Origin of the sequence: Limosilactobacillus secundus (assembly GCF_020784695.1) — a bacterium.
GTDB classification, from domain to species: Bacteria; Bacillota; Bacilli; order Lactobacillales; family Lactobacillaceae; genus Limosilactobacillus; species Limosilactobacillus reuteri_F.
On record NZ_JAJGUA010000046.1, the window covers coordinates 86,558 to 105,725 of the forward strand.

The 19,168-nt window shown below is 36.7% G+C and carries 19 protein-coding genes and 1 pseudogene; 3 read left to right on the forward strand and 17 right to left on the reverse strand.

Annotated features, from left to right (window positions below; all coding sequences use genetic code 11):
* Positions 1–15 precede the first annotated feature (15 nt).
* The 6 genes from LMB57_RS09585 to LMB57_RS09610 all read right to left on the reverse strand — a co-directional run bounded on the left by LMB57_RS09585 (position 16) and on the right by LMB57_RS09610 (position 5,157).
* Positions 16–174 carry a hypothetical protein gene (locus tag LMB57_RS09585; protein ID WP_003665305.1) on the reverse strand — a complete coding sequence of 53 codons (159 nt, stop codon included), beginning with the start codon at positions 172–174 and terminating at the stop codon, positions 16–18.
* A 238-nt stretch (positions 175–412) separates the two neighbouring features.
* Positions 413–1,180 (reverse strand): LytR/AlgR family response regulator transcription factor, encoded by a 768-nt coding sequence (locus LMB57_RS09590; RefSeq protein WP_229272439.1) that lies wholly within the window; start codon positions 1,178–1,180, stop codon positions 413–415.
* A 7-nt stretch (positions 1,181–1,187) separates the two neighbouring features.
* Positions 1,188–2,258 carry a GHKL domain-containing protein gene (locus LMB57_RS09595; protein WP_229272438.1) on the reverse strand — a complete coding sequence of 357 codons (1,071 nt, stop codon included), beginning with the start codon at positions 2,256–2,258 and terminating at the stop codon, positions 1,188–1,190.
* A gap of 369 nt (positions 2,259–2,627) precedes the next feature.
* Positions 2,628–2,792: a hypothetical protein gene (locus tag LMB57_RS09600; protein ID WP_229278215.1), complete on the reverse strand. Its 165-nt coding sequence runs from the start codon at positions 2,790–2,792 to the stop codon at positions 2,628–2,630.
* Between the two features lie 123 nt (positions 2,793–2,915).
* A complete protein-coding gene (locus LMB57_RS09605; protein WP_229272436.1) occupies positions 2,916–4,310 on the reverse strand; it encodes a L,D-transpeptidase family protein in 1,395 nt (464 codons plus the stop codon).
* Positions 4,311–4,497: 187 nt separating this feature from the next.
* Positions 4,498–5,157, reverse strand: a complete 660-nt coding sequence (locus LMB57_RS09610; RefSeq protein ID WP_229272435.1) for a hypothetical protein — start codon at positions 5,155–5,157, stop codon at positions 4,498–4,500.
* Between the two features lie 215 nt (positions 5,158–5,372).
* Here LMB57_RS09610 and LMB57_RS09615 point away from each other — a divergent pair, with 215 nt between their 5' ends.
* Entirely contained in the window at positions 5,373–6,725 is a 1,353-nt protein-coding gene (locus tag LMB57_RS09615; RefSeq protein ID WP_229272434.1) for an Lreu_0056 family protein, read from the forward strand.
* A 178-nt stretch (positions 6,726–6,903) separates the two neighbouring features.
* Here the strand turns inward: LMB57_RS09615 and LMB57_RS09620 are convergent, their stop codons facing one another.
* From LMB57_RS09620 to LMB57_RS09635, 4 genes are all read right to left on the reverse strand, one after another.
* Positions 6,904–8,139 carry an ABC transporter permease gene (locus tag LMB57_RS09620; RefSeq protein WP_229272433.1) on the reverse strand — a complete coding sequence of 412 codons (1,236 nt, stop codon included), beginning with the start codon at positions 8,137–8,139 and terminating at the stop codon, positions 6,904–6,906.
* Complete coding sequence (locus tag LMB57_RS09625) at positions 8,126–8,824, reverse strand: ABC transporter ATP-binding protein (RefSeq protein WP_229278216.1); 699 nt, start codon at positions 8,822–8,824, stop codon at positions 8,126–8,128. The genes LMB57_RS09620 and LMB57_RS09625 overlap by 14 nt, the downstream gene beginning before the upstream one ends.
* Before the next feature lies 1 nt (position 8,825).
* Positions 8,826–9,908, reverse strand: a complete 1,083-nt coding sequence (locus LMB57_RS09630) for an efflux RND transporter periplasmic adaptor subunit (protein WP_229272432.1) — start codon at positions 9,906–9,908, stop codon at positions 8,826–8,828.
* A gap of 309 nt (positions 9,909–10,217) precedes the next feature.
* A complete protein-coding gene (locus LMB57_RS09635; protein ID WP_229272431.1) occupies positions 10,218–11,591 on the reverse strand; it encodes an NAD-dependent succinate-semialdehyde dehydrogenase in 1,374 nt (457 codons plus the stop codon).
* Positions 11,592–11,891: 300 nt separating this feature from the next.
* Between LMB57_RS09635 and LMB57_RS09640 the strand changes: the two genes are divergently transcribed.
* Together LMB57_RS09640 and LMB57_RS09645 are read left to right on the forward strand one after the other, a co-directional pair.
* Entirely contained in the window at positions 11,892–12,704 is an 813-nt protein-coding gene (locus tag LMB57_RS09640) for a pyrroline-5-carboxylate reductase family protein (RefSeq protein WP_229272430.1), read from the forward strand.
* Position 12,705: 1 nt separating this feature from the next.
* On the forward strand, positions 12,706–13,482 hold the full coding sequence (locus LMB57_RS09645) for a VOC family protein (protein WP_065533497.1): 777 nt from the start codon (positions 12,706–12,708) through the stop codon (positions 13,480–13,482).
* Positions 13,483–13,596: 114 nt separating this feature from the next.
* Here LMB57_RS09645 and LMB57_RS09650 read toward each other — a convergent pair whose 3' ends face one another.
* The 7 genes and pseudogenes from LMB57_RS09650 to LMB57_RS09675 form a co-directional block, all read right to left on the reverse strand.
* A complete protein-coding gene (locus LMB57_RS09650) occupies positions 13,597–14,460 on the reverse strand; it encodes a GRP family sugar transporter (RefSeq protein ID WP_003665279.1) in 864 nt (287 codons plus the stop codon).
* A 243-nt stretch (positions 14,461–14,703) separates the two neighbouring features.
* Positions 14,704–15,876, reverse strand: coding sequence for an iron-containing alcohol dehydrogenase (locus LMB57_RS09655; RefSeq protein ID WP_003675528.1), 1,173 nt, complete (start codon positions 15,874–15,876; stop codon positions 14,704–14,706).
* A gap of 218 nt (positions 15,877–16,094) precedes the next feature.
* The gene (locus LMB57_RS09660; protein WP_229272429.1) at positions 16,095–16,637 is read right to left on the reverse strand and encodes an NADPH-dependent FMN reductase; all 543 of its coding nucleotides are present in this window, start codon (positions 16,635–16,637) and stop codon (positions 16,095–16,097) included.
* Between the two features lie 66 nt (positions 16,638–16,703).
* Positions 16,704–16,922, reverse strand: a complete 219-nt coding sequence (locus tag LMB57_RS09665; protein ID WP_229275848.1) for a hypothetical protein — start codon at positions 16,920–16,922, stop codon at positions 16,704–16,706.
* Positions 16,923–17,063: 141 nt separating this feature from the next.
* Positions 17,064–17,543 carry a 23S rRNA (pseudouridine(1915)-N(3))-methyltransferase RlmH gene (gene rlmH, locus LMB57_RS09670; protein ID WP_011953354.1) on the reverse strand — a complete coding sequence of 160 codons (480 nt, stop codon included), beginning with the start codon at positions 17,541–17,543 and terminating at the stop codon, positions 17,064–17,066.
* Positions 17,544–18,011: 468 nt separating this feature from the next.
* Positions 18,012–18,362 (reverse strand): annotated as a pseudogene (locus LMB57_RS09920) (peptide ABC transporter substrate-binding protein); the annotation flags it as partial.
* A 216-nt stretch (positions 18,363–18,578) separates the two neighbouring features.
* Positions 18,579–19,076, reverse strand: a complete 498-nt coding sequence (locus LMB57_RS09675) for a phosphatidylglycerophosphatase A family protein (RefSeq protein ID WP_418887482.1) — start codon at positions 19,074–19,076, stop codon at positions 18,579–18,581.
* Positions 19,077–19,168: the final 92 nt, after the last annotated feature.

A 19,168-nucleotide genomic window follows, 5' to 3' on the forward strand; every position in this document is an offset into this window, starting at 1 on the left:
CATCTTCTCCTCTTATTAGTGAAATGGACTATCTTTATAGCCTGCGTAGCAAGATTGAGCCCATTTGTTCAAGGAATTAACAACATCTTTAACTAGTTCATTAACCTGTGAAGAGAGACTCCATCCACCAGAAACCTTGCTTAATTCATCGAAGTTTAATTTACGATAAGTCATTTTAATTACCTCCTGATACGATAAAGTTAGGATTTTAACATTATGTTCCAATGCATAATACTTTACCTTGATCCCACCCTTAGTATATAAGTAAAAATTTTCTCTGTGTCATTTTGCAAAATTCGTAAGCCTTTCTGCAGAATTCGTAGTAAAATTCTTGAAAACGTTTACTAAAATTGTTTGACAAAAAAAGAAACCACGACAGCTTTTTGTCACAGTTTCTTTGAAAATAAAATAGTTAGTGATTTTCCTTTTCAAGAAAATTGATTAATGATTTTATTTTTCGGTAACTAACAGTTATCTTAATTTCCTGATTTTCATCAAAGTAAACCACACGTTCTTTACGATTAAATTCTTGGATTGCTTTGGGATTAATCAGCGTACTTTGATTCACTTTCAATAAATGCTTGTTATTAATTTGACCTAACTCGCCACGATATTCAATCCGAATATCTTTTCCCACAATCCGTAACCGTCGATTTGTGTTTTTTACTGATTCAATATAATAGAGATTTTCAAAATCAACTTGCCTTTTTACTCCATGAGTCGGTTCATAAGTAAACTTTTCTTGATGTTTTTGATTACTATTCATGTAATTCTGATAGCGAGCATATGCTTCATCAATATCAATCCGGAGACGATCCGCAATTGACTCAATCTGCTTACCCTTTGATATATAATCAAATGGCTCAATTCGGCGCGAAACAGTATAAGGTAAATATTCTTGATAAGCAGTTACAAAGATAATTTCGGCAAATTCAGCTTTTTTGCGGATCTGCTCCGCAACATCAATCCCACTAAGTTGATTATCTAGTTCAATATCTAAAATCGCTAAATAAGCCTCATCTTTGATACTATCAATCACTTTTTGCGGATCATTTGTCCGCAAATATAATTCGATGTCATAACTATTTGGAGTAGCATTAATCAATTTTCGCTGAGAAACTAGGCGCTCAGTATAATCAGCTTGATAATCATCATTTTCCAAAATAATTACTTTTAACATTTTATTCTCACTTTCTCTGAATAAAACAAGTCATCATAACTACCTTATCTTTAACTTCCGCTGAAAAAGAATAATGGTCATCATTTTCTACCAACTGTGTCACATTTGAAAGGCCAATTCCTTGATGCCCTTCTTTAGTCGAATGTTCAAATTTTAGTGCAGTATTAATATTAAGTTTTTGCTCAATTGAATTAGCAATTACCAATTCATAAACTTTTGGGCTGTGCTTAAGCAATGCAAACTGAATATAAGGTTTAGTTTGCTTAAAGGTTGCTTCAATTGCATTATCCATTAAAATTCCGATGATTCTAGCAGTTTTTATTTCGGAACCTGGTAACTTGTCGATCTCAGCATTAACTTCAAACGAAAATGGAATACCTTTTTCTACTATTTTATAAGCCTTTTCCTTAATAAGATTATGTAAGCCAGAGATTTTGATTTTATCTAAGGCCAAGTCGACTTCATCATAGTGCTTTTCGGTTGTATCGTTTTGCAAAAATGTTGACAGCAACTTTTCGGCTTCTTTATCCTTATGGTCACGAATATAACCTTGAATACTGAGGAGCATATTTCGTAGATCATGTCGTTCCCGTCGAATTTCATTGTATTGTTGGTTCATCTGATTGGCATTGGTAATCTGTGCTTGGTATTTATCAATGATTTGTTGTTGCTGCTGAGCTCGCTTGCTTGTACGCATAAAGTCAATAAAGCCAATCGCACTCACAATAATAATGATGAAATATACTATTAGTAACATAGAAGCGTATCTATTAGCAATTCCATTTTTTTCCATAATTGCCGTCAACCAGATATATAACATAAATAATATTGCTGTTATCCTCCATAACCAAGTTGGCCTTGAAAGACTAGTCATTAACCAACTAATACGAGGACGAATTATTTTTACAACAAGGATTCCGATTAGAAGGGTCGTCAAAAAGTCATTAAGGGGAATTAACCATCCCCATAATGATAAGTCTGATTTTTTTTGCAAAAGCAAAGTATGAGTATAGTGATCAACTAGATCAAACAATGATGACATTATAACTGCCGTAAACATTGCTAGAATACTATCCATAACCTTATTTTTATTTGATCTTATTTGATCGAATAAAAATAAGTAAATTACCAAAAATACTAAGTTAATAGATCCAATTGTTATTAATGGAATACTAATTATAATTAAACTCCATAATATATCATGTAATATAGATTTTCCAACTGGACTACTTATCATTAAACGATAAATAATTATTATTTCAAAGATGTTAGAAAAACTATTGATAAAAGCTTGAAATATAGTTAATTTGATCATCTTTTATTCCAATAGGGGAAAAGATATCTCCAATCTCTATTAAATCTATGGCTACGTCCACCATAAATTTTTACTAAAAAAGTTTTTGACAGTATTTTATACTTACTACGCACCATATTGCCTGTCCCTCCTCTATCCAATAAGAATCTCTGCTACATTTGCAATCACTAACATTCCCAAAAACACTAAAAAATTCAGTGGCCCTGCATGCAAAATACAATACAAGGCAATCAATCCGATATAAAAAAGGTTAATGATTACCAAATTTTTCTTCGTTTCTAAATCCAAATCCACCATATAACTAACTCCTACTTTATCCATCCCTCTGATAATGCAAAAGAAATAATAATCGTTAAAACAAAGCAAGCTATTGCAATCATAATTGCGCGTTCAGCACTCGGGCGCACAACATCTCCTCCTTTAGTAGATAACCACAGGCTCATTTTTATGTAAGTCACTAAAAGCTTGACCAGCTACGTCTGGATGCATGTTAATACAACCGTGCGATCCACCGCCTTTAGCAAGATAAGCCTGTTTTGACCAATCGTGACGCCAACTTGCATCATGAAATCCACATCCACTATCAGTAAATGGTGACCAATATTGAACTTTGCTAGCGTATTTCGAACCATCATCATTAAGGCCCCGAAGAACAGACGGTGTTTGCTGGTACATGATATACCAGACGCCTTTTGGCGTCTCATTATCTTTGTTATTGGTCCCACTAACAATGTCAGTGCTAAGAACACATTTACCATTCTTATAGAACCACGCATGTTGGTCGGCTAGTGAAACTTCGGCGTAAGTGTCCCCTATACCATTGTTGCTTGTAGTATTATACCCAGTTCCTTGTTGATTATAACCCTTACCATAAATATCATTTTTGGCGTTTACTGTTTGCTTATTTGCAACCAATGCATTCGTAAGAGTCTTTCCAGCTTGTTTTTTACTGATCTTCCAACCATACGAGCCAGCAGCCGTTGTTTTGATCACTGATCCATCATGTGTTTTGAATTCAAATGATTTGCCAAGGGTTGCTTGGGTATTATTAATTTCATCAATCTTTGAATTAGCTGCTCCAGTGTCAAAGTGATATTTTCCATTTTGATATGTTGCTCTGGTAATAATCTCACCACAATTTAACTGATACTTTTTGTTTTGTACTTGGTATGTTACAGTTCGTTTTGATAATTCTTCGAGCTTTGCTTTTTCATTCTGAACAGTTTTACTATTTGCAGAAAGCGGAGCCGTATATTTTGGCTTCAGACGAACTGTTCCACCAGCAACTTCTTTTTCAAGCTTATTATGCAAACCATCCAAACTATATTGAGTCCCACCAACTGCTGGTTTTACTTGTACTCGGCCATTTTCGTATACAGCGTAAGCATCAACAGGAGCTTTTCGACCATTATTTAATTCTGTTACCTTTTGACTGACTGCTTGATCAATCTTTGATACTTCATCTTGATTAACATTTTGAGGCTTAATCGCAATGTTCTTTGCCTTAGATGATGGGAAGAAAGTATACTGACTATGTAATGCATTTTCAATTTTTTGTTCGTCAGCACTACTAAACTTTGCTACTGATTGCTTATCCGTAAATACTAACTCATTGTTAACATAAATTTTTGGCGATTGTGGATTATCTTGTAACTTCTTTAATGCTTGCTTAGCAGTCAATCCACCAACCGACACATTATCAATCTTAACGTTCTTATTAAAATGACGACGCTGGTGAATAGTCATGCAGCCAACCACCAGCACTAATAAGCACAATGTGATTATTATTAGTTGTTTAATAGATAGTTTTTGCATAAAAGTACTCCAATAACATCCAAATAGTTAAGTATAATTTCTATACTTAATGATCATTTTGTAAACATATTCATTACGCTCATTCATTATATACTAAAGCGTAAACAATTAGTATATTTTACATTTTTCATAGTATTTTACTAAAAAAGCGTCTGGCAAAAATACCGGACACTTTTTAATAACCAAACTATTTAGCGGTTGTAACTTGATATTGACCATTACCATTTGCTTTATAGTAAACAGTTTGACCCTTGTAGGTTACAGAACCATTACCTTCCTTGGCATTTTTGTAAAACTCTTCAACAGATGTATTATTATCAATCACGCCCGCTTTTTGCGCAGCCCGGTAGCTAAAGTTCATCCCATCTTCCACTGTTACAGGTTGTTGAGTTGATGCAGCTTGGGTTGTCTTTCGGCTTACTGTCCGCCGGTTGTTTGTGTTGGCGACACTGCGATTTCCCTTGTAATTATTCGTAGTAGCTTTAGGACTAGCAGTTTGGCCAGAATTACTTACCGCCGTTGCTTGGGTTGTATTTTGACTTTGTGCAGGTTGGGCTGTTTGATTACCACTGCTTACTGCGGCAGATGCAGAAGTTACCTCGCTATCATTAGTATCAGCTACTGAAGACGAATCATCAGGATCATCATCTTTAACTTTATCTGAACTATCTTCTTTGGCTGCTTTATGTTTTTTAGATGAACTACTTGTAATTGTCTCTGTCTTAGTAGCCTTTTCACTAGCAACTTTCTTTGATGAAGATGGGTGTAGTAACATGTATCCTCCACATACCACAATAATTACAACTAGCAATGAAATAACCGTTAATTTACCCCTATTTTTACTCATCTTTTCCTATCTCCTAATATTTCACTTTAATTTATCTTTTTATTATACTCGATAATTTGATATTTTTTACATTTTGCAGAATTCGTAGTGTTTTTTGCAGAATTCGTTATCTGTTTGAGCGATTTTCACTAAAAGGTAAAGAAATGGTAAAGAAGCGTTTTCATCAACCAAAAAGGGCGTATAATGATGGCGATTAAAAATTGGGAGGGGTTAATATGAAAAAAGTTAGCCTATTTAGTACTGCATTAGCGGTTATTGCTGGATTATCAATCGCCGAAAGTAACGCCAACGCAGCTCAACGCAGTAATAATAATACTAATGATGTTAATGAAGTTGGTTCACTCGTTTATTCAAATGCTTATGGTCAAGATTACGTTAACGATGCTCATAGCATTAGCGTATTCAAAGATAGCAATGGCCGTTATGGGATTGGTCAAGGAACAGCTGATAGTACTGCCTTCTTCAAAATTAATAATAATGGAACTGTAACGATTTGGCAGTTAAAGAGTGATCCAAATACACCTACTTACAAGCAAGGCTATACTAAGAAGACCGTCTCAATTGCCAGCTTACAAAAATCCGAAAACCAAACATCTTCGCAAAAAGCAACGATTAATAATGCCATTTCAGCAATTAAAAATAATCCATCATCAACGCCAACACAGAGCAGTAATTCGTCAACTACGGCTTCAAGTTCATCAACTACACAAAAGCCAACCAGTCGACAAGCATTACTCCAAGATCAACAGGTTATTGATGATTTAGGAATGCAAGCTTACAACAAATACTATTCCGGTAATGCTTTTCAAAATTCTCATATTAGCATATTTAAGGATAGTAATGGTCGCTACGGCATTGGTCAAGGAACAGCCGAAAGCACCATGTACTACAAGATTAATAGTGATGGGAAAACAATGACTGTATGGCAGTTAGCATCCAAACCTGGTACACCAGTTGCCCAGCAAAAATATACTACTTCAACTATTAGCCTTAGTTCCTTAGGATTTAATCCTGATAGTCAAAATAGTAGCCAAACTACCACTTCTTCACATGCGTCAAGTTCAAAGGATTCTGCTAGTCAAACAAGCTCAAGCACCACTAATTCTAATGCCACAACAAATAAGCAAACTACTCAAACTAGTTCAGCCAATAACTCGGCAATAACAAGCCCTAAACAAACACCGGCAGAAACTAAACGAGTTGCTAAGAAAGCAAGTAAGAATATTACTGTTCCTTCATCTCAAGGTAAGCAAACACTGTCTTACTATAAAGTTGCAGCTTTAGTTTATGCTAAGACTTTTGGGGCTGACCATCTTAATGATCAGGGCTTACAACTAACCATGAATAAGAATCACTCACGCTTTATTCTTGGAGATGGCACGCCTGATAGTACTATTCTTTTCCGTGTAAACCAAGGTAAGAAAAACGTTACCGTTTGGGCTCCGAATAACAATGATCAATCAATGACAAAGACTACTTATGACATTAGCGCGTTAATTAATGAATTCTATACAACTGAAGCACAACAAAGTCTAATTAACCAAACTGCACAATCGCTTAAAAAGTAATTTCAAGGGAGCGAGACAGAAGTCACTTGTGACTTCGTTTTTCGACGCGAAGCTAGCCTCTGGGAGCCCCCGCAAGCAACAATAGGCCTCTAACGTTCGGTTTTGCCGGATGTTAGAGGCCATTGTTGTACTGCGTATTTGCTTTTTATGAAAGTAACTTAACTTATGTCACAGTTCCTTATCTCAATATATCAATCAAATTCTTATTAGCTGCTTGGCGTGCCGGTAAGATTCCGAAAATCAAACCAACAGCTGCCGATGTTCCAAATGCCAACAAGAAAGCATTAAGCGAAATATGAGCGTGAATATGAATACCATCGCCACCAATCGCACTTGATAAAAGCGGTGCTAGTAAGTGCGCCAATCCTGCACCACCTAAAAAGCCTAATAATCCGCCCGTCATGGTAAGAATTACTGCTTCCACTAAAAATTGCATCATGATGTTAAAGGGTGTGGCCCCCACAGCTAAGCGAATTCCGATTTCTTGTGTCCGCTCAGAAACTGAAATATACATCATGTTCATTACCCCAATTCCAGCAATGAAAAGCGAAATCGCCGCAATAAAGCTAATGAAAGTAGTAATAATACTCATTTGAGAAGAGAATTGTTTAAGGGCTTTTTCCATGTCTAAATATTCATAGGTTCCTTGAGTCGCTGCTGAACTATTATTTTTTAAGTATTTTGCGACTCTGCGGGAAATCGCACTGGCATTTACACCTTGGCTAAAGGTTAATTTAAGCGTATTTCCTTCTTTAGCACTATCTCCTTGATAGTAAACTTTTTTCGGTAATAATAAATCAACGCCGTATGAGTTTTGGTTTCCGTCATCAGTGAATTGTGCCTGTGTCTTATATACTCCCGTAACTTTATAGGTGACATTATTAATTGTTACAGTTGTGCCAAGCGCATTTTGTGCTGAACCATATTGCCGTTTAGCTACTTTTTCACTCATTAGGACATTAGCTTCCCCTAATTCAAAAGTTCGTTTACTAAAGTTGTGGCCTGCAATAAGTTTTACCGTATGGGTTGGTTTCTTTAATAAGCTTAGTGTCGCTGATTTAGTCGCATCACCAATATCTGCATGTGTTGAAAGATTATCTGATTCCTGCTCAATCTCAGCCTTTTTAATTTCACCACCGAATTGAGTATTAATATCAGCAACTTGTTCCTGCGTGAATCCATTAACCGTCGAATTAACATTATCAGGATTATAGACGATTTCGGTCGTTTGCTGGCCTTGCTTAGCATTATTACCGAACTTATCATACATCGTTTTCGTAATCCCGTCCCCAATTCCAAGGATAGCAATGACTGCGGCAATACCAATCATAATTCCAATAATGGTTAAGAAACTCCGCTTTTTATTCGCTTTTAATGACTGGATAGCTGATTTTATCAACTCAATTGTCTGCATGATATTCACCGCCTTTACTGTCACTCACAATTCGACCATCAATAATTTTAATTACCCGGTCACATTGTTCAGCAACATGAGGATCATGAGTAACCATAATAATCGTTGTTCCCTCTTCATGATTCAATCGCTTAAAAAGATTCATAATTTCTTGGCTTGTTTCCGTATCGAGCGCTCCCGTTGGTTCGTCAGCAATTAAAAATTTCGGATTCGTTGATATTGCCCGGGCAATAGAGACTCTTTGTTGTTGTCCACCAGACATATTTTTAGAGAACTGATTTTCATATCCAGCTAAACCAACTTGCTCTAAGACTTCAGAAACACGTTCGCCAATTTCACGGCGTCGTTTTCCTGCATATAGCAAGGGTAATCCAACATTATCTGCAACGGTTGATCCACGTAGCAGTTTGAAATTTTGAAAAACGAAACCGACATTTTGATTTCGTAAATTTGAAAATTGTTTTCGTGAATAATCATGGATTGGATGATTTTGGTAGAAGTATGTTCCCTCAAAATCATCATCAAGAAAGCCCACAATATTAATCAAAGTTGATTTTCCTGATCCAGATTCACCGATAATTGCTACTAATTCACCTTGCTCAATATCAACATTAATATCATGGAGAACATGAAAACGTTGGCTACCTTGACGGTAATATTTATTAATGTTCTTTAGCTTGATCATATTAATCAACCTTTGCATTATTTTTCAACTTACTGTTAGGGTTAGTCACAATCCGATCACCAGCATCAACACCATCCGTTACAATATAAGAGCTATTGACTGCCCGGCCACTAACATCTGTCTCGCGAACTCGGTTGTCTGAATCAACAATAAATACCTTCCCATGACGGACAGCTGATTTGGGAATTTGAACTCCATCTTGTTTAATAGAAGCTTTTGCTGTTTGCCCCGCCATAAATTTATTAGCACTAACATTAGCAGTTACTTCATATTTGGTATTATTTCCACTATTTTTAGTTGGAATTGTTGAAAGATAACTTACCTGAGTATTAGCAGTCCGGTTCGTTGCTAAGGCTTTCACCTTTAGATCAGCACTTTGATGAAGTTTACTATAATCATATTCCGAGACTTGACCGACAAATTGAAGCGTATCTGAGTAAAGAGTAATTACAGGAGCATTTTGTTTTGATTGATCAACCGTAACATAACCAGCAAAAGGTGCTGTTAACGTTTGATTAACCTTGCCTGAAGCGGTGTTAAGCCGTTGTTGAGTGGCAGCAACATTTGCTTGTGCGTCTGCATATGCATTTTGCGCTTCGGTAAGCTGATTACGCAGGTCATTGTACCCTTCATCACCTTGCCCCATCCCGTTCAACTGTTGGCGTAAATTATTGATCGTTTGTTGTTGGGCATTCATCGTTCGTTGACTTTTACTAAGATCTCCCTGCAGTTCAGCAACACTATCTTGTGTACTATCATTATGCATAGTCAAAAGCGCTTCTCCTTGCGCAACGTGATCGCCATTTTTCACATTAAGATTTTGCAGGGTACCAGATGGCAAGGTTAGTGTTTGCGTCTGGACTGGTTCAATCTTTCCTGTCAAATTAAAATCAGATTGCGCTGTAACCCGTAGAATATTATATTCATTCTTTTCTGAAGCTTTTTCCTCACTTGTATGTCGAATTGAAACCAATACAAGAATGATAATTACAATTAGGCCACCGATGCCAATCCATCGACGTCGACGTGTTGCAAATAATTGTCGTAATCGAGATTTATGATGGCTGTTTCTTTTCGCAGTCATATGAATATTCCTCCAAATAGTAATTCTATGGTTAGCTACTTACGTGATTAAGTATATAAGCAATGGAATGAAATTGCAAGATTGTATTAATAGTACATTAATCAAATTTTAATTTCCCGGGGAATAAAATAAGGGACTGTGACATAAGTTAAGTTACTTTCATAAAAAGCAAATACGCAGTACAACAATGGCCTCTAACGTCCGGCAAAACCGAACGTTAGAGGCCTATTGTTGCTTGCGGGGGCTCGAAAACGAAGTCACAAGCGACTTCTGTCTCGCTCCCTTATCTTGTATCTAATTTCAACTATTTTACCGGCGGGCTTCATAAATCAAATGTTTGTTAGTAAACTCATCAATTCCGTAACTGCTAAGTTCACGACCATAACCTGAATTCTTAACACCACCAAATGGTAATTCTGGTAATGAGGCCCAACCTGCATTAATCCAACTCATTCCAGTTTCAATCTTTTCAGCAACTCGTTCCGCATGTTCTGAGTTATCACTAAAGACAGTATTTCCTAGTCCGTAACTAGAATTATTTGCTAAGGCAATTGCTTCTTCTTCTGTGTCAACCTTGTAAACAACGGCAACCGGACCAAACATTTCTTTATCAAACATTGGATTATCCGGAGTGATGTCCGTCAAAATTGTTGGCATGAAGAATTGACCTTCCATCTCTACGGGCTTATTACCATAATAAACTTTGGCTCCATTTTCTACAGCTATATCTACTTGCTGTTGGAGCTTTTCTTTCGCCTTCTTGGATGATAGTGGTGCCAGAGTTGTTAATGGATCGAGCGGATCACCCATTTTAACTTTAGAAAACGCATCTTTCATCATCTTTAAGAAACGATCATAATCCTTTTCAAGGACAATAAAACGTTTTGATGATGTACATACTTGTCCAGCATTATAAAGCCGGGCTGCCGGCGCAACTTTTTTGACAAGATCCCAATCTGCATCGTCTAAGATAATAAAGGCATCATTACCACCAAGTTCCAAAGTGCTCTTCTTCAAATTAGCACCAGCCTCTTTAGCAACGGTTGCACCGCCACGTTCAGAACCAGTAAGACAAACACCAGCTACCCGCTTATCAGCAATTGCCTTATTTACTTGGTCATATGAAAGGAATAAATTAGTTAAACTGCCAACTGGCGCACCGGCTTCCTTAACGGCATCAGCAAATGCTTGGGCTGATGCTGGACAATTCGATGCATCCTTTAAAATCATTGGGTTTCCTGCAATAAAGTTGGGAATAAATACTCGGGCAATTTGATAGAATGGGAAATTCCACGGTTCAACTGCAACTAAAATTCCTAATGATTGCTTTAAAACCTTGGCACGTCCACTTGTTGTCGCAATAATTTTGGGTTGCATAAATTCATCTGCATGGGCTGCATAATAATCACAGAAAGATGCACAAAGATCAACCTCGCCTTCTGCTTCACTAATTAATTTCCCCATTTCCTTACTCATAACTGTCGCATATTCAACACGCCGTTCACGTAATATTTGACCTAACTTTAAAATTTGATGTTTCCGTTCTTCAAGGTCATTATACTTCCGCCAATCTAAATATAATTGATGCGCCGTAGTCAATGCTTGTTCTAATTCTTCATCAGTTGTATTTTCAAACGTTTTTTCTACTTGGTTAGTAAATGGATTAATACTTTGATATGCCATAATGGTTCCTCCTTAAATAAACGCTTACATTTTATAACTATTCAATAGACCAATTCAACTAATATCACTCTACAAAAATTCAACTATCTCATATTGAAAAGTGTGTTTTTTAACAAATAAAAACGATTTCATTCCATTTCTAACTAATAATTTAATTATACAGCAAACGCTTTCTTGTTAATTTGATTTCAAGTAGACCAATTTGTGAATTTATTTTTTTGAAAGAAGTGTTTAAATTAGCGTCTTGGTTTGAAATACGCTACGATTGAACTAGGTACATATGGAAAGGATGATGGTTCAATGACACTTAAGATTTACTCATTTGGTGGTGGTCAAATGGTGGAAGCAATGTTCCGAGCTGCATTAAAGAAGGGGGTAATCACTCCTGAAACAACCGGCATAACGGATATTTCGGTAGATCGAGTTAATTATTTGACAGATGCTTATCATATTCAAGCAAGTCAACAACCCGATTGGACTGCCATTGAAAAGGCTGATCTTGTTATCTTAGGAGTACGTCCGCAAGATAACTGGCAAGCGATCATGAAAGAACTTGTCGCCCACCACTACCAAAAGGACGTGCTTTCAATTATTGCTGGCGTAACGGTTGCGCAACTTTCATCACAGGAAGATCTTTTTGCAATTACACGGATTATCCCCAATACTTTGACTGACGTTGCCATGGGTTATAGTGGCGTCGTTAAAAACGATCGAGCTAATCAAACTGTCATTGAAGACTTTCTAAATAGTTTCGGAAAAGTTGATTACATTGATGAATCCTTGCTAGATGTATTTACTGGATATGGCGTGGCCGGGCCAAACTATATCTATAACTTTCTAATTAGTTTTACAAACGCAGGCGTGCTTGCCGGAATGCCTCGCCAACAAGCAAATAAACTTGCTCTTGAGAATTTACGCGCAGCCGCTGCATTTGTAGAACAAAGTGGTAAACACCCTGCCGAATTACTTGATATTAATAATTCTGCTGGCGGAGTGGGTATCACAGCTCAGCACGAGTTAGACAAAAGCTCTTTTTCAGCCGGAATCGAAAATGCTGTCCTTGCTGCTGTTAAACGAACAAAGGAAGTAGGCAAACAGAATAAGGGTGATTAAAATGACAGAAACATTAAATTGGGATCATACAATGGTCGATGTAACTAATCTGCAAGATGCAATTGATTATTTCAACTCTAAAGGTTTAGCCTTTACCCCTGGTGGTCATCACGAATATTGGGGAACCAAAAACGCACTAGATTATTTTGGACTTAACTATATTGAACTATTAACAGTCGCCAATAAGGAAAAAGCTAAGTCATTTCCATATGAAAACAACTCAGCAATTCATGATGCTGTTGAGGATTATTTTGCTGGCATTCAGCGAATCACAACAATTGCTATTCGGACTGATAACATCGAAGAAACCCACCGGCGATTAAAGGGACTGGGCCTTAATGTCGGTGATATTACTGATGGAAAACGGGTTGATCCTGCTGGCAAACTCATTCAATGGAAGATTTTCTATGTTGATGACGAACTTGTTAATCATTTGCCTGCCCCATTCTTTATTCAATGGAGTGAAGATGATGATAAACGTCGCGAAGACCTAAAGAAACAGGGATTAATCAAATTCCACCCAGCTGGCGACCTCTTTGTTAAACAAGCTATCTTTAATGTTAGCGACCCAGAAGAAGCAGCTAAGCAATGGTCAGCCCTCTTACAAGCAGAAGTAGTGAGCGAGGGTGATACCTATACAATCAATATTGGAAATAAGCAACTTGTCTTCACGGCTGGCGTTGAAAACCGATTATTTAAACTTATCTTTCACGGCGCAAAGCAACCTGAAAAACTCCAACTTGGACAAATTAGGTTTGATCTACTTGATAAGAAATAGCACAATATAACCTGGGAAATAATATAAGACTAAAAAAACGCGTAAAATCGGTTAAAAAGCTGATTTTGCGCGTTTCCTCTCTCATTTATTGATATTACCTAAAATCTTCAATAATTAATTAGCAATTACTGTTAAAATACTACCAATTACAATTAGGATAATTCCAACTACTGTATATATCATTTCTCGCTTGGTCTTGGTTTCATGCAAAAGTAGGATACCACCAAATGTTGAAATAATAACATTCATTTGACCAAAAATTGAAGCAGTCACTACTCCAAGAGCTTTACCAACAAAAACATAGGCAAAGTTACCAATCCCCCATGAAAGTCCTCCTAAAATATTTAAGTATTGTTCTTTTTGCTTAAATGCTTTAGCGTTACCCGAACAAATAGTATAAATTACTGAACCAAGTAAAATTCCTAATACTTCTGGTAGGAAAATACCCTGACTACTTTCATGAGCAACCTGTGGCATTTTAGGAAAAATCGAATAAGCACAGTAACCAATTGTTGTTACTAATAAAAATAATACCCACTTAGTCGAAACCTTTTTATCCGATGTTCCGTCCGAAATCGAGGTTAAAACAGCCCCAATAATTACAACTACACACGCTGTCAACCCAATACTTAATGCTCTGGCTCCTTGCCATTCATCAAAGAAAAAGATGCCGACAAACGACGTCATAACTAACACAAATGCTGAAGAAAGGGGCATCGTATTTGAAACTCCCATATGTTTAAACGAGATGAACTGACCAACCTGTCCAATTGTCCATAAACAACCGATCGCTAGCGAGAACCAAAAAGCAGTTACACTGACGGTTGGTTTTGTTATCAAATATGCAATAATTCCCACAATTGAAGCTCCAGCACCGATTCCAAACATTTGATTAACTGGTGAACCACCAATTTTACCAGTAATTAATGGCATCGCACCCCAACCAATTGCTGGAATTAAAGCAAGTAAATATATCATTTTCTCTTTTCCTCTTATTCTCTCTTAGAATAATTTTTATTATAGTTTCAAAAGAATGCGCTTGCAAGTAACTTTGTGAAAAAAATTCAAAATATTAAGAATTAAAAGTAGACAAAAAAAGAGGGGGACAGAATTAGCTTGGCTAGTTCATAGTCCCACCTCCGTAAGGTTGGCTGGCAGTTTAATACGTAAAACAGTAAAGAGACTGAGCTGATTTCCAGCCTCTTTGTGTTTATTTAATTATTAGTAGATGCCATCGTAAGCCTTTTGATAAAGCTTTACAATATCTTCAACAGTACCCTTACGTGGGTTAGAGAAGGCATTACCATCCTTGAGGGCATTCTTAGCCATCATTTCAAAGTCTTCTGGCTTAGCACCGATTTCCTTGATTGATGATGGAATACCAACAAGCCGGCACATTTCACGCATACCGTCAATTGACTTTTGAGCTGCTTCGTAAAGGGTAAGACCAGTAGTGTCAAAGCCCATTACCTTAGCCAATTCAGCAAACCGTTCTGGACATGCGATTAAGTTATATTCTTCAACAGTGGTCAAGAGCAAGGCACAGCAAACACCATGAGGAGCATCATATTGACCACCGAGTTGGTGAGCCATTGCGTGAACATAACCTAAGTTGGCATTATTGAAGGCCATTCCGGCAAGCATTTCAGCTTCAACCATCTTAGTCCGTGCTTCAATATTGTGACCATTAGCAACTACTTCTGGTAAAGCAGTTTGAATTAATTGAATAGCTTCTTTACATTGACTATCAGTAATTGGGTTATGGTCAACAGAAACGTATGGTTCAATAGCTTGAACAAACGCGTCACAACCAGTAGCAGCAGTAATGTTCTTTGGAATATCAAGCATCAACATTGGATCGTTGAATGATACCAATGGAATGTTACGCCATGAAACAACAACAAACTTCAAATGAGTCTTTTCGTTAGTAATAACAGCGTGACGAGTCAATTCAGACCCAGTTCCGGCAGTAGTATTAACAGCCATCAATGGCGGAAGTGGATTCTTCAGTGTTTCAATTCCAGCAAGCTTGGAAATATCATCACCGTTAGTCAAAACAATACCGATACCCTTACCACAGTCGTGAGCAGACCCCCCACCAACAGTGATAATTGAGTCACAGTTTTCATCTTGGTACATCTTTTTACCAGCTTGAACGTTCCGGATCTTAGGGTTAGGTTCAGCGCCAGTAAATACGGCATAGTCAACGCCAGCCTTTTCCAATGAAGCAATGGTTTGCTTTACGGGACCATTGTCGATCTTGGACAAACCTTCAGTAGTAACAATCAATGGTTTGTGCATATTGAGCATCTTTGCACGATCACCAATCTTGGCAATAACACCAGGACCAAAGAAGTTAACACTTGGCATTAAGAAATCAAATTGTCTATTCATTAAAAATACCCTCCTCATGGCATTTGAATACGATTCCATTATCATGCAAGCGTTTTATTTTTGCAATAGAAAGATTTTGATTTTTTATTCATTATCGCCCAATTTGTAATAATAATTTTGCCTAATCTGCTACAATATCACGATGTTTGTCATAATATTCACAAATTGAACCAATTTTATATTAATGTCCCACAATAATTTGCTACTTTAATCACAAACTACTTTAACTCATTTTCAAAAGCAGTCATTAATAACGCTGCTTGCGTATTATACGTATTTAACTTCCGATCAGCAGTCGCAGTTGAATCATCTGGCAACAAGTTAATTTGTAAATCAACAGGAAGAGCCGCCATCTTTAAGCCAGTTACGACTAATTTCATTGCAATTTGTGCTTGCGAGCCACCATGTCCACCAAATGTTACTAAACTAATCGGTTTTCCTTGCCATTCTTTTCCTAAGTAATCAATAGCATTTTTCAAAACTGCTGGATAGCCCCAATTGTATTGCGGGAAAACAAACACAAAACCATCATAGCTTTGCACTAATTCACTCCATTTACGCGTTTTTTCATGAACATATAAGCCTAAATAAGGAATTTTAGGTTCATCCATCATCGGTAAATTAACTTCTTTTAGGTCAATGATATCAAATTGCACCTTTGTACTTTTCTTTAATTGAACTTTTAACCAGTTTGCTACTTGCATGCTCCGCCGATTTGGACGAACGCTGCCGACAATAATCCCAACTTTTTTCATTATCATTGCCTCCTTTAATATCTTCATTTTAATAACTTTTTTGAAAAGTTAAAAGAAAAACGAGAACCTGAGCTAATCCCAGTATCCTCGTTTCTTATGATACAATGACCAATCAATTTTATATTTCGGTCGCTTGACCTGCCACCAAGTTCGTAACTGCTTTGTCCGAAACTGGTAACGTTCAAATTCATCATGCTCAATTCTTTTTTCCTTAGGCAATGTTAGCCGTGCTTCATTAACTATTCTTGCACTTACTTTTCCTTGCATCACTAAAATGCATAATCCTGCCATTACCCCTAAAAGAATTACTTGATAACCTCGTATACCTATCTTAAATCAAATCCTTCATTCTTATGCCATCACATTTCATATTAATACTATACCATCGTTAACGACAATAAATAATAATCTAAACAAAACTCAAGAAATTCTTTATTTATGATATGGAAGGCCATTGATGATGGTAAAAGCACGATAAATTTGCTCACTTAAAACTAAACGCATTAATTGATGAGGCAAAGTAAAACGTCCAAACGAGATTTGGGCATCTGCCCGTTTTAATACTGCTGGACTTAAGCCTAATGAGCCCCCAATCACAAAAGTAATATCACTGTGGCCATAAGTTGTTAATTTATTGATCTCTTTTGCAAACTCTTCAGAAGAACGTTCTTTGCCTTTAATCGCCAAAGCATATACATATTCACGATCTTTAATTTTATCAAGAATCCGTTCTCCTTCCTTTGCCATTACTTCATCCATTTCTGCTTGGCTTAAAGATTCAGGAGCTTTTTCATCAGGAACCTCAACGATTTCAAACTTACAATAACGTCCAAGTCGCTTAGCATATTCAGCAATTCCTGCTTTAAAATACTTTTCTTTTAACTTACCCACACCAATAATTTTTATATTCAAGATATCCACTACCTTCCACAGTTTATCCACAAAGTTATCCACAAGCTAGTGTTGATTTTTTATTTTTTCCCGAATGTTCGGTTAATTTTTTGTTAAAAAAGCGTTTTCTTAAAAATTACTTATCCACAGTTATCTACAGGAACAATTGTTCAGCAAGCATTCCGTTATCTCTTGTACCCGTAAGCATTGTCGATGAACTTATACAAAGAATTCCACTTATCCACAAATGCGCATTCAACTTGTGGATAAGTTTTGAACAACAAATTTTATTAATATACCGACATTTATAAAATTAATTTAAATTTACTGTTAGTTATCCACTGACTTATCCACAAGCGATTTCACATTATTATTTTAACGTATTTCTAACTATTTACAACACAATCTGTGGTAAATATACAACGGAATGTTACCTAGCGAATGTTATCTTCTTTATTTTTTCTTATTATTCGGAATTTTCCCACTATCTTACTTAAAGACTATTCCGTGGTGTTCTGCTTCTCGTTGAAAATTTGCTGGAACTTTTATTCCTAACTTACGTGCCTGCTAATTAAGAACCGGTTTCCCATGATGGTAATTATTAACTGCCATTTTTCCTTGTTCGTATTGGCTAAGACTAATCGAAGCTACTCCACCATTTTTTACTATTGTATCAGCACTAGGGAAGCCACATTTTTTACTAATACTCCCATTGATCCGGCAATTGGATTGTCACTAGGAACAATGACCGCATCTACTTTACTCAACATTGTTTGGTACTGACTTCCAGAAAAGAGAGCTCGATGTGCAAATTACTCTCAGGGTCTTAATGTTTGGTATAACTAAGCTAGCACCAAGATGAACCCTTAAAATCCTAAAATAACCACCAATCACAACAATTTCAATAATATAGCCCATAATTCGTTTCACCCCTATCTCCACGTTTTGGCACTCCCATTATTTATCCAGCGAAATAAAAAAGGCCCGTACGTGAAATCCGTACAGGCCCTTATTTGTACATGATAAAGCATTTAAAAGTTAATGAGGTTATTTTAATCAAGCGTACTGGTGGGCAATCTTTCCACAAACAGCCGCTACAATCGCCGCAAGAATATCATCAATAAATGTATTTACATGAACCTTATCATGGTCAAATTTGGCAATAATCCCACTCTTAACCCGGTCAAAGTAACCAAAGTTTGTCGTCCCAATCGTTCCATAAATATTAGCAATTTGTAAAGCTAGGGTTTCGTCTACCCCAAACACCCCAGCATCATTTCTTATAATTCCTGCAAGGGGTTCATCTACTTTTCCTTCTTCGGTTAACCGATCAAGTTCAAGTGCTACCATTGCACTATTTAATAATTCACGTTTATGCATCGTATCAATCAAAAATTTCTGACATTCTTCCATTGTTAGGTCCGGTTCAAAGCCCTTTTGTGTCTCATACACAATCTTCGCAAGTTCTTCTAAGTTTACTCCGCGTTCTTCTAAACGATGTACTACAAATTCATATGCCTTTGTATCTGGGTATTTAAACTGTGGATTATTCATTTTACCCACCATCCTTTATATTGATAACTAATATTATACCCCTTTTAGTTAAGAAGCTTTTAATGAAAAAAGATCAGGAATGTCCATCCCCA

Excerpts from the sequence above, each read along its gene's own strand:
- LMB57_RS09590 (WP_229272439.1), bottom strand. The coding sequence starts at position 1,180 with ATGTTAAAAGTAATTATTTTGGAAAATGATGATTATCAAGCTGATTAT.
- LMB57_RS09605 (WP_229272436.1), bottom strand. The coding sequence starts at position 4,310 with ATGCAAAAACTATCTATTAAACAACTAATAATAATCACATTGTGCTTA.
- LMB57_RS09615 (WP_229272434.1), top strand. The coding sequence starts at position 5,373 with ATGAAAAAAGTTAGCCTATTTAGTACTGCATTAGCGGTTATTGCTGGA.
- LMB57_RS09630 (WP_229272432.1), bottom strand. The coding sequence starts at position 9,908 with ATGACTGCGAAAAGAAACAGCCATCATAAATCTCGATTACGACAATTA.
- LMB57_RS09595 (WP_229272438.1), bottom strand. The coding sequence starts at position 2,258 with ATGGATAGTATTCTAGCAATGTTTACGGCAGTTATAATGTCATCATTG.
- LMB57_RS09585 (WP_003665305.1), bottom strand. The coding sequence starts at position 174 with ATGACTTATCGTAAATTAAACTTCGATGAATTAAGCAAGGTTTCTGGT.
- LMB57_RS09665 (WP_229275848.1), bottom strand. The coding sequence starts at position 16,922 with ATGGCAGGATTATGCATTTTAGTGATGCAAGGAAAAGTAAGTGCAAGA.
- LMB57_RS09675 (WP_418887482.1), bottom strand. The coding sequence starts at position 19,076 with ATGAATAATCCACAGTTTAAATACCCAGATACAAAGGCATATGAATTT.
- LMB57_RS09655 (WP_003675528.1), bottom strand. The coding sequence starts at position 15,876 with ATGAATAGACAATTTGATTTCTTAATGCCAAGTGTTAACTTCTTTGGT.
- LMB57_RS09650 (WP_003665279.1), bottom strand. The coding sequence starts at position 14,460 with ATGATATATTTACTTGCTTTAATTCCAGCAATTGGTTGGGGTGCGATG.
- LMB57_RS09660 (WP_229272429.1), bottom strand. The coding sequence starts at position 16,637 with ATGATAATGAAAAAAGTTGGGATTATTGTCGGCAGCGTTCGTCCAAAT.
- LMB57_RS09620 (WP_229272433.1), bottom strand. The coding sequence starts at position 8,139 with ATGCAGACAATTGAGTTGATAAAATCAGCTATCCAGTCATTAAAAGCG.
- LMB57_RS09645 (WP_065533497.1), top strand. The coding sequence starts at position 12,706 with ATGACAGAAACATTAAATTGGGATCATACAATGGTCGATGTAACTAAT.
- LMB57_RS09640 (WP_229272430.1), top strand. The coding sequence starts at position 11,892 with ATGACACTTAAGATTTACTCATTTGGTGGTGGTCAAATGGTGGAAGCA.
- LMB57_RS09600 (WP_229278215.1), bottom strand. The coding sequence starts at position 2,792 with ATGGTGGATTTGGATTTAGAAACGAAGAAAAATTTGGTAATCATTAAC.
- LMB57_RS09610 (WP_229272435.1), bottom strand. The coding sequence starts at position 5,157 with ATGAGTAAAAATAGGGGTAAATTAACGGTTATTTCATTGCTAGTTGTA.
- LMB57_RS09625 (WP_229278216.1), bottom strand. The coding sequence starts at position 8,824 with ATGATCAAGCTAAAGAACATTAATAAATATTACCGTCAAGGTAGCCAA.
- LMB57_RS09635 (WP_229272431.1), bottom strand. The coding sequence starts at position 11,591 with ATGGCATATCAAAGTATTAATCCATTTACTAACCAAGTAGAAAAAACG.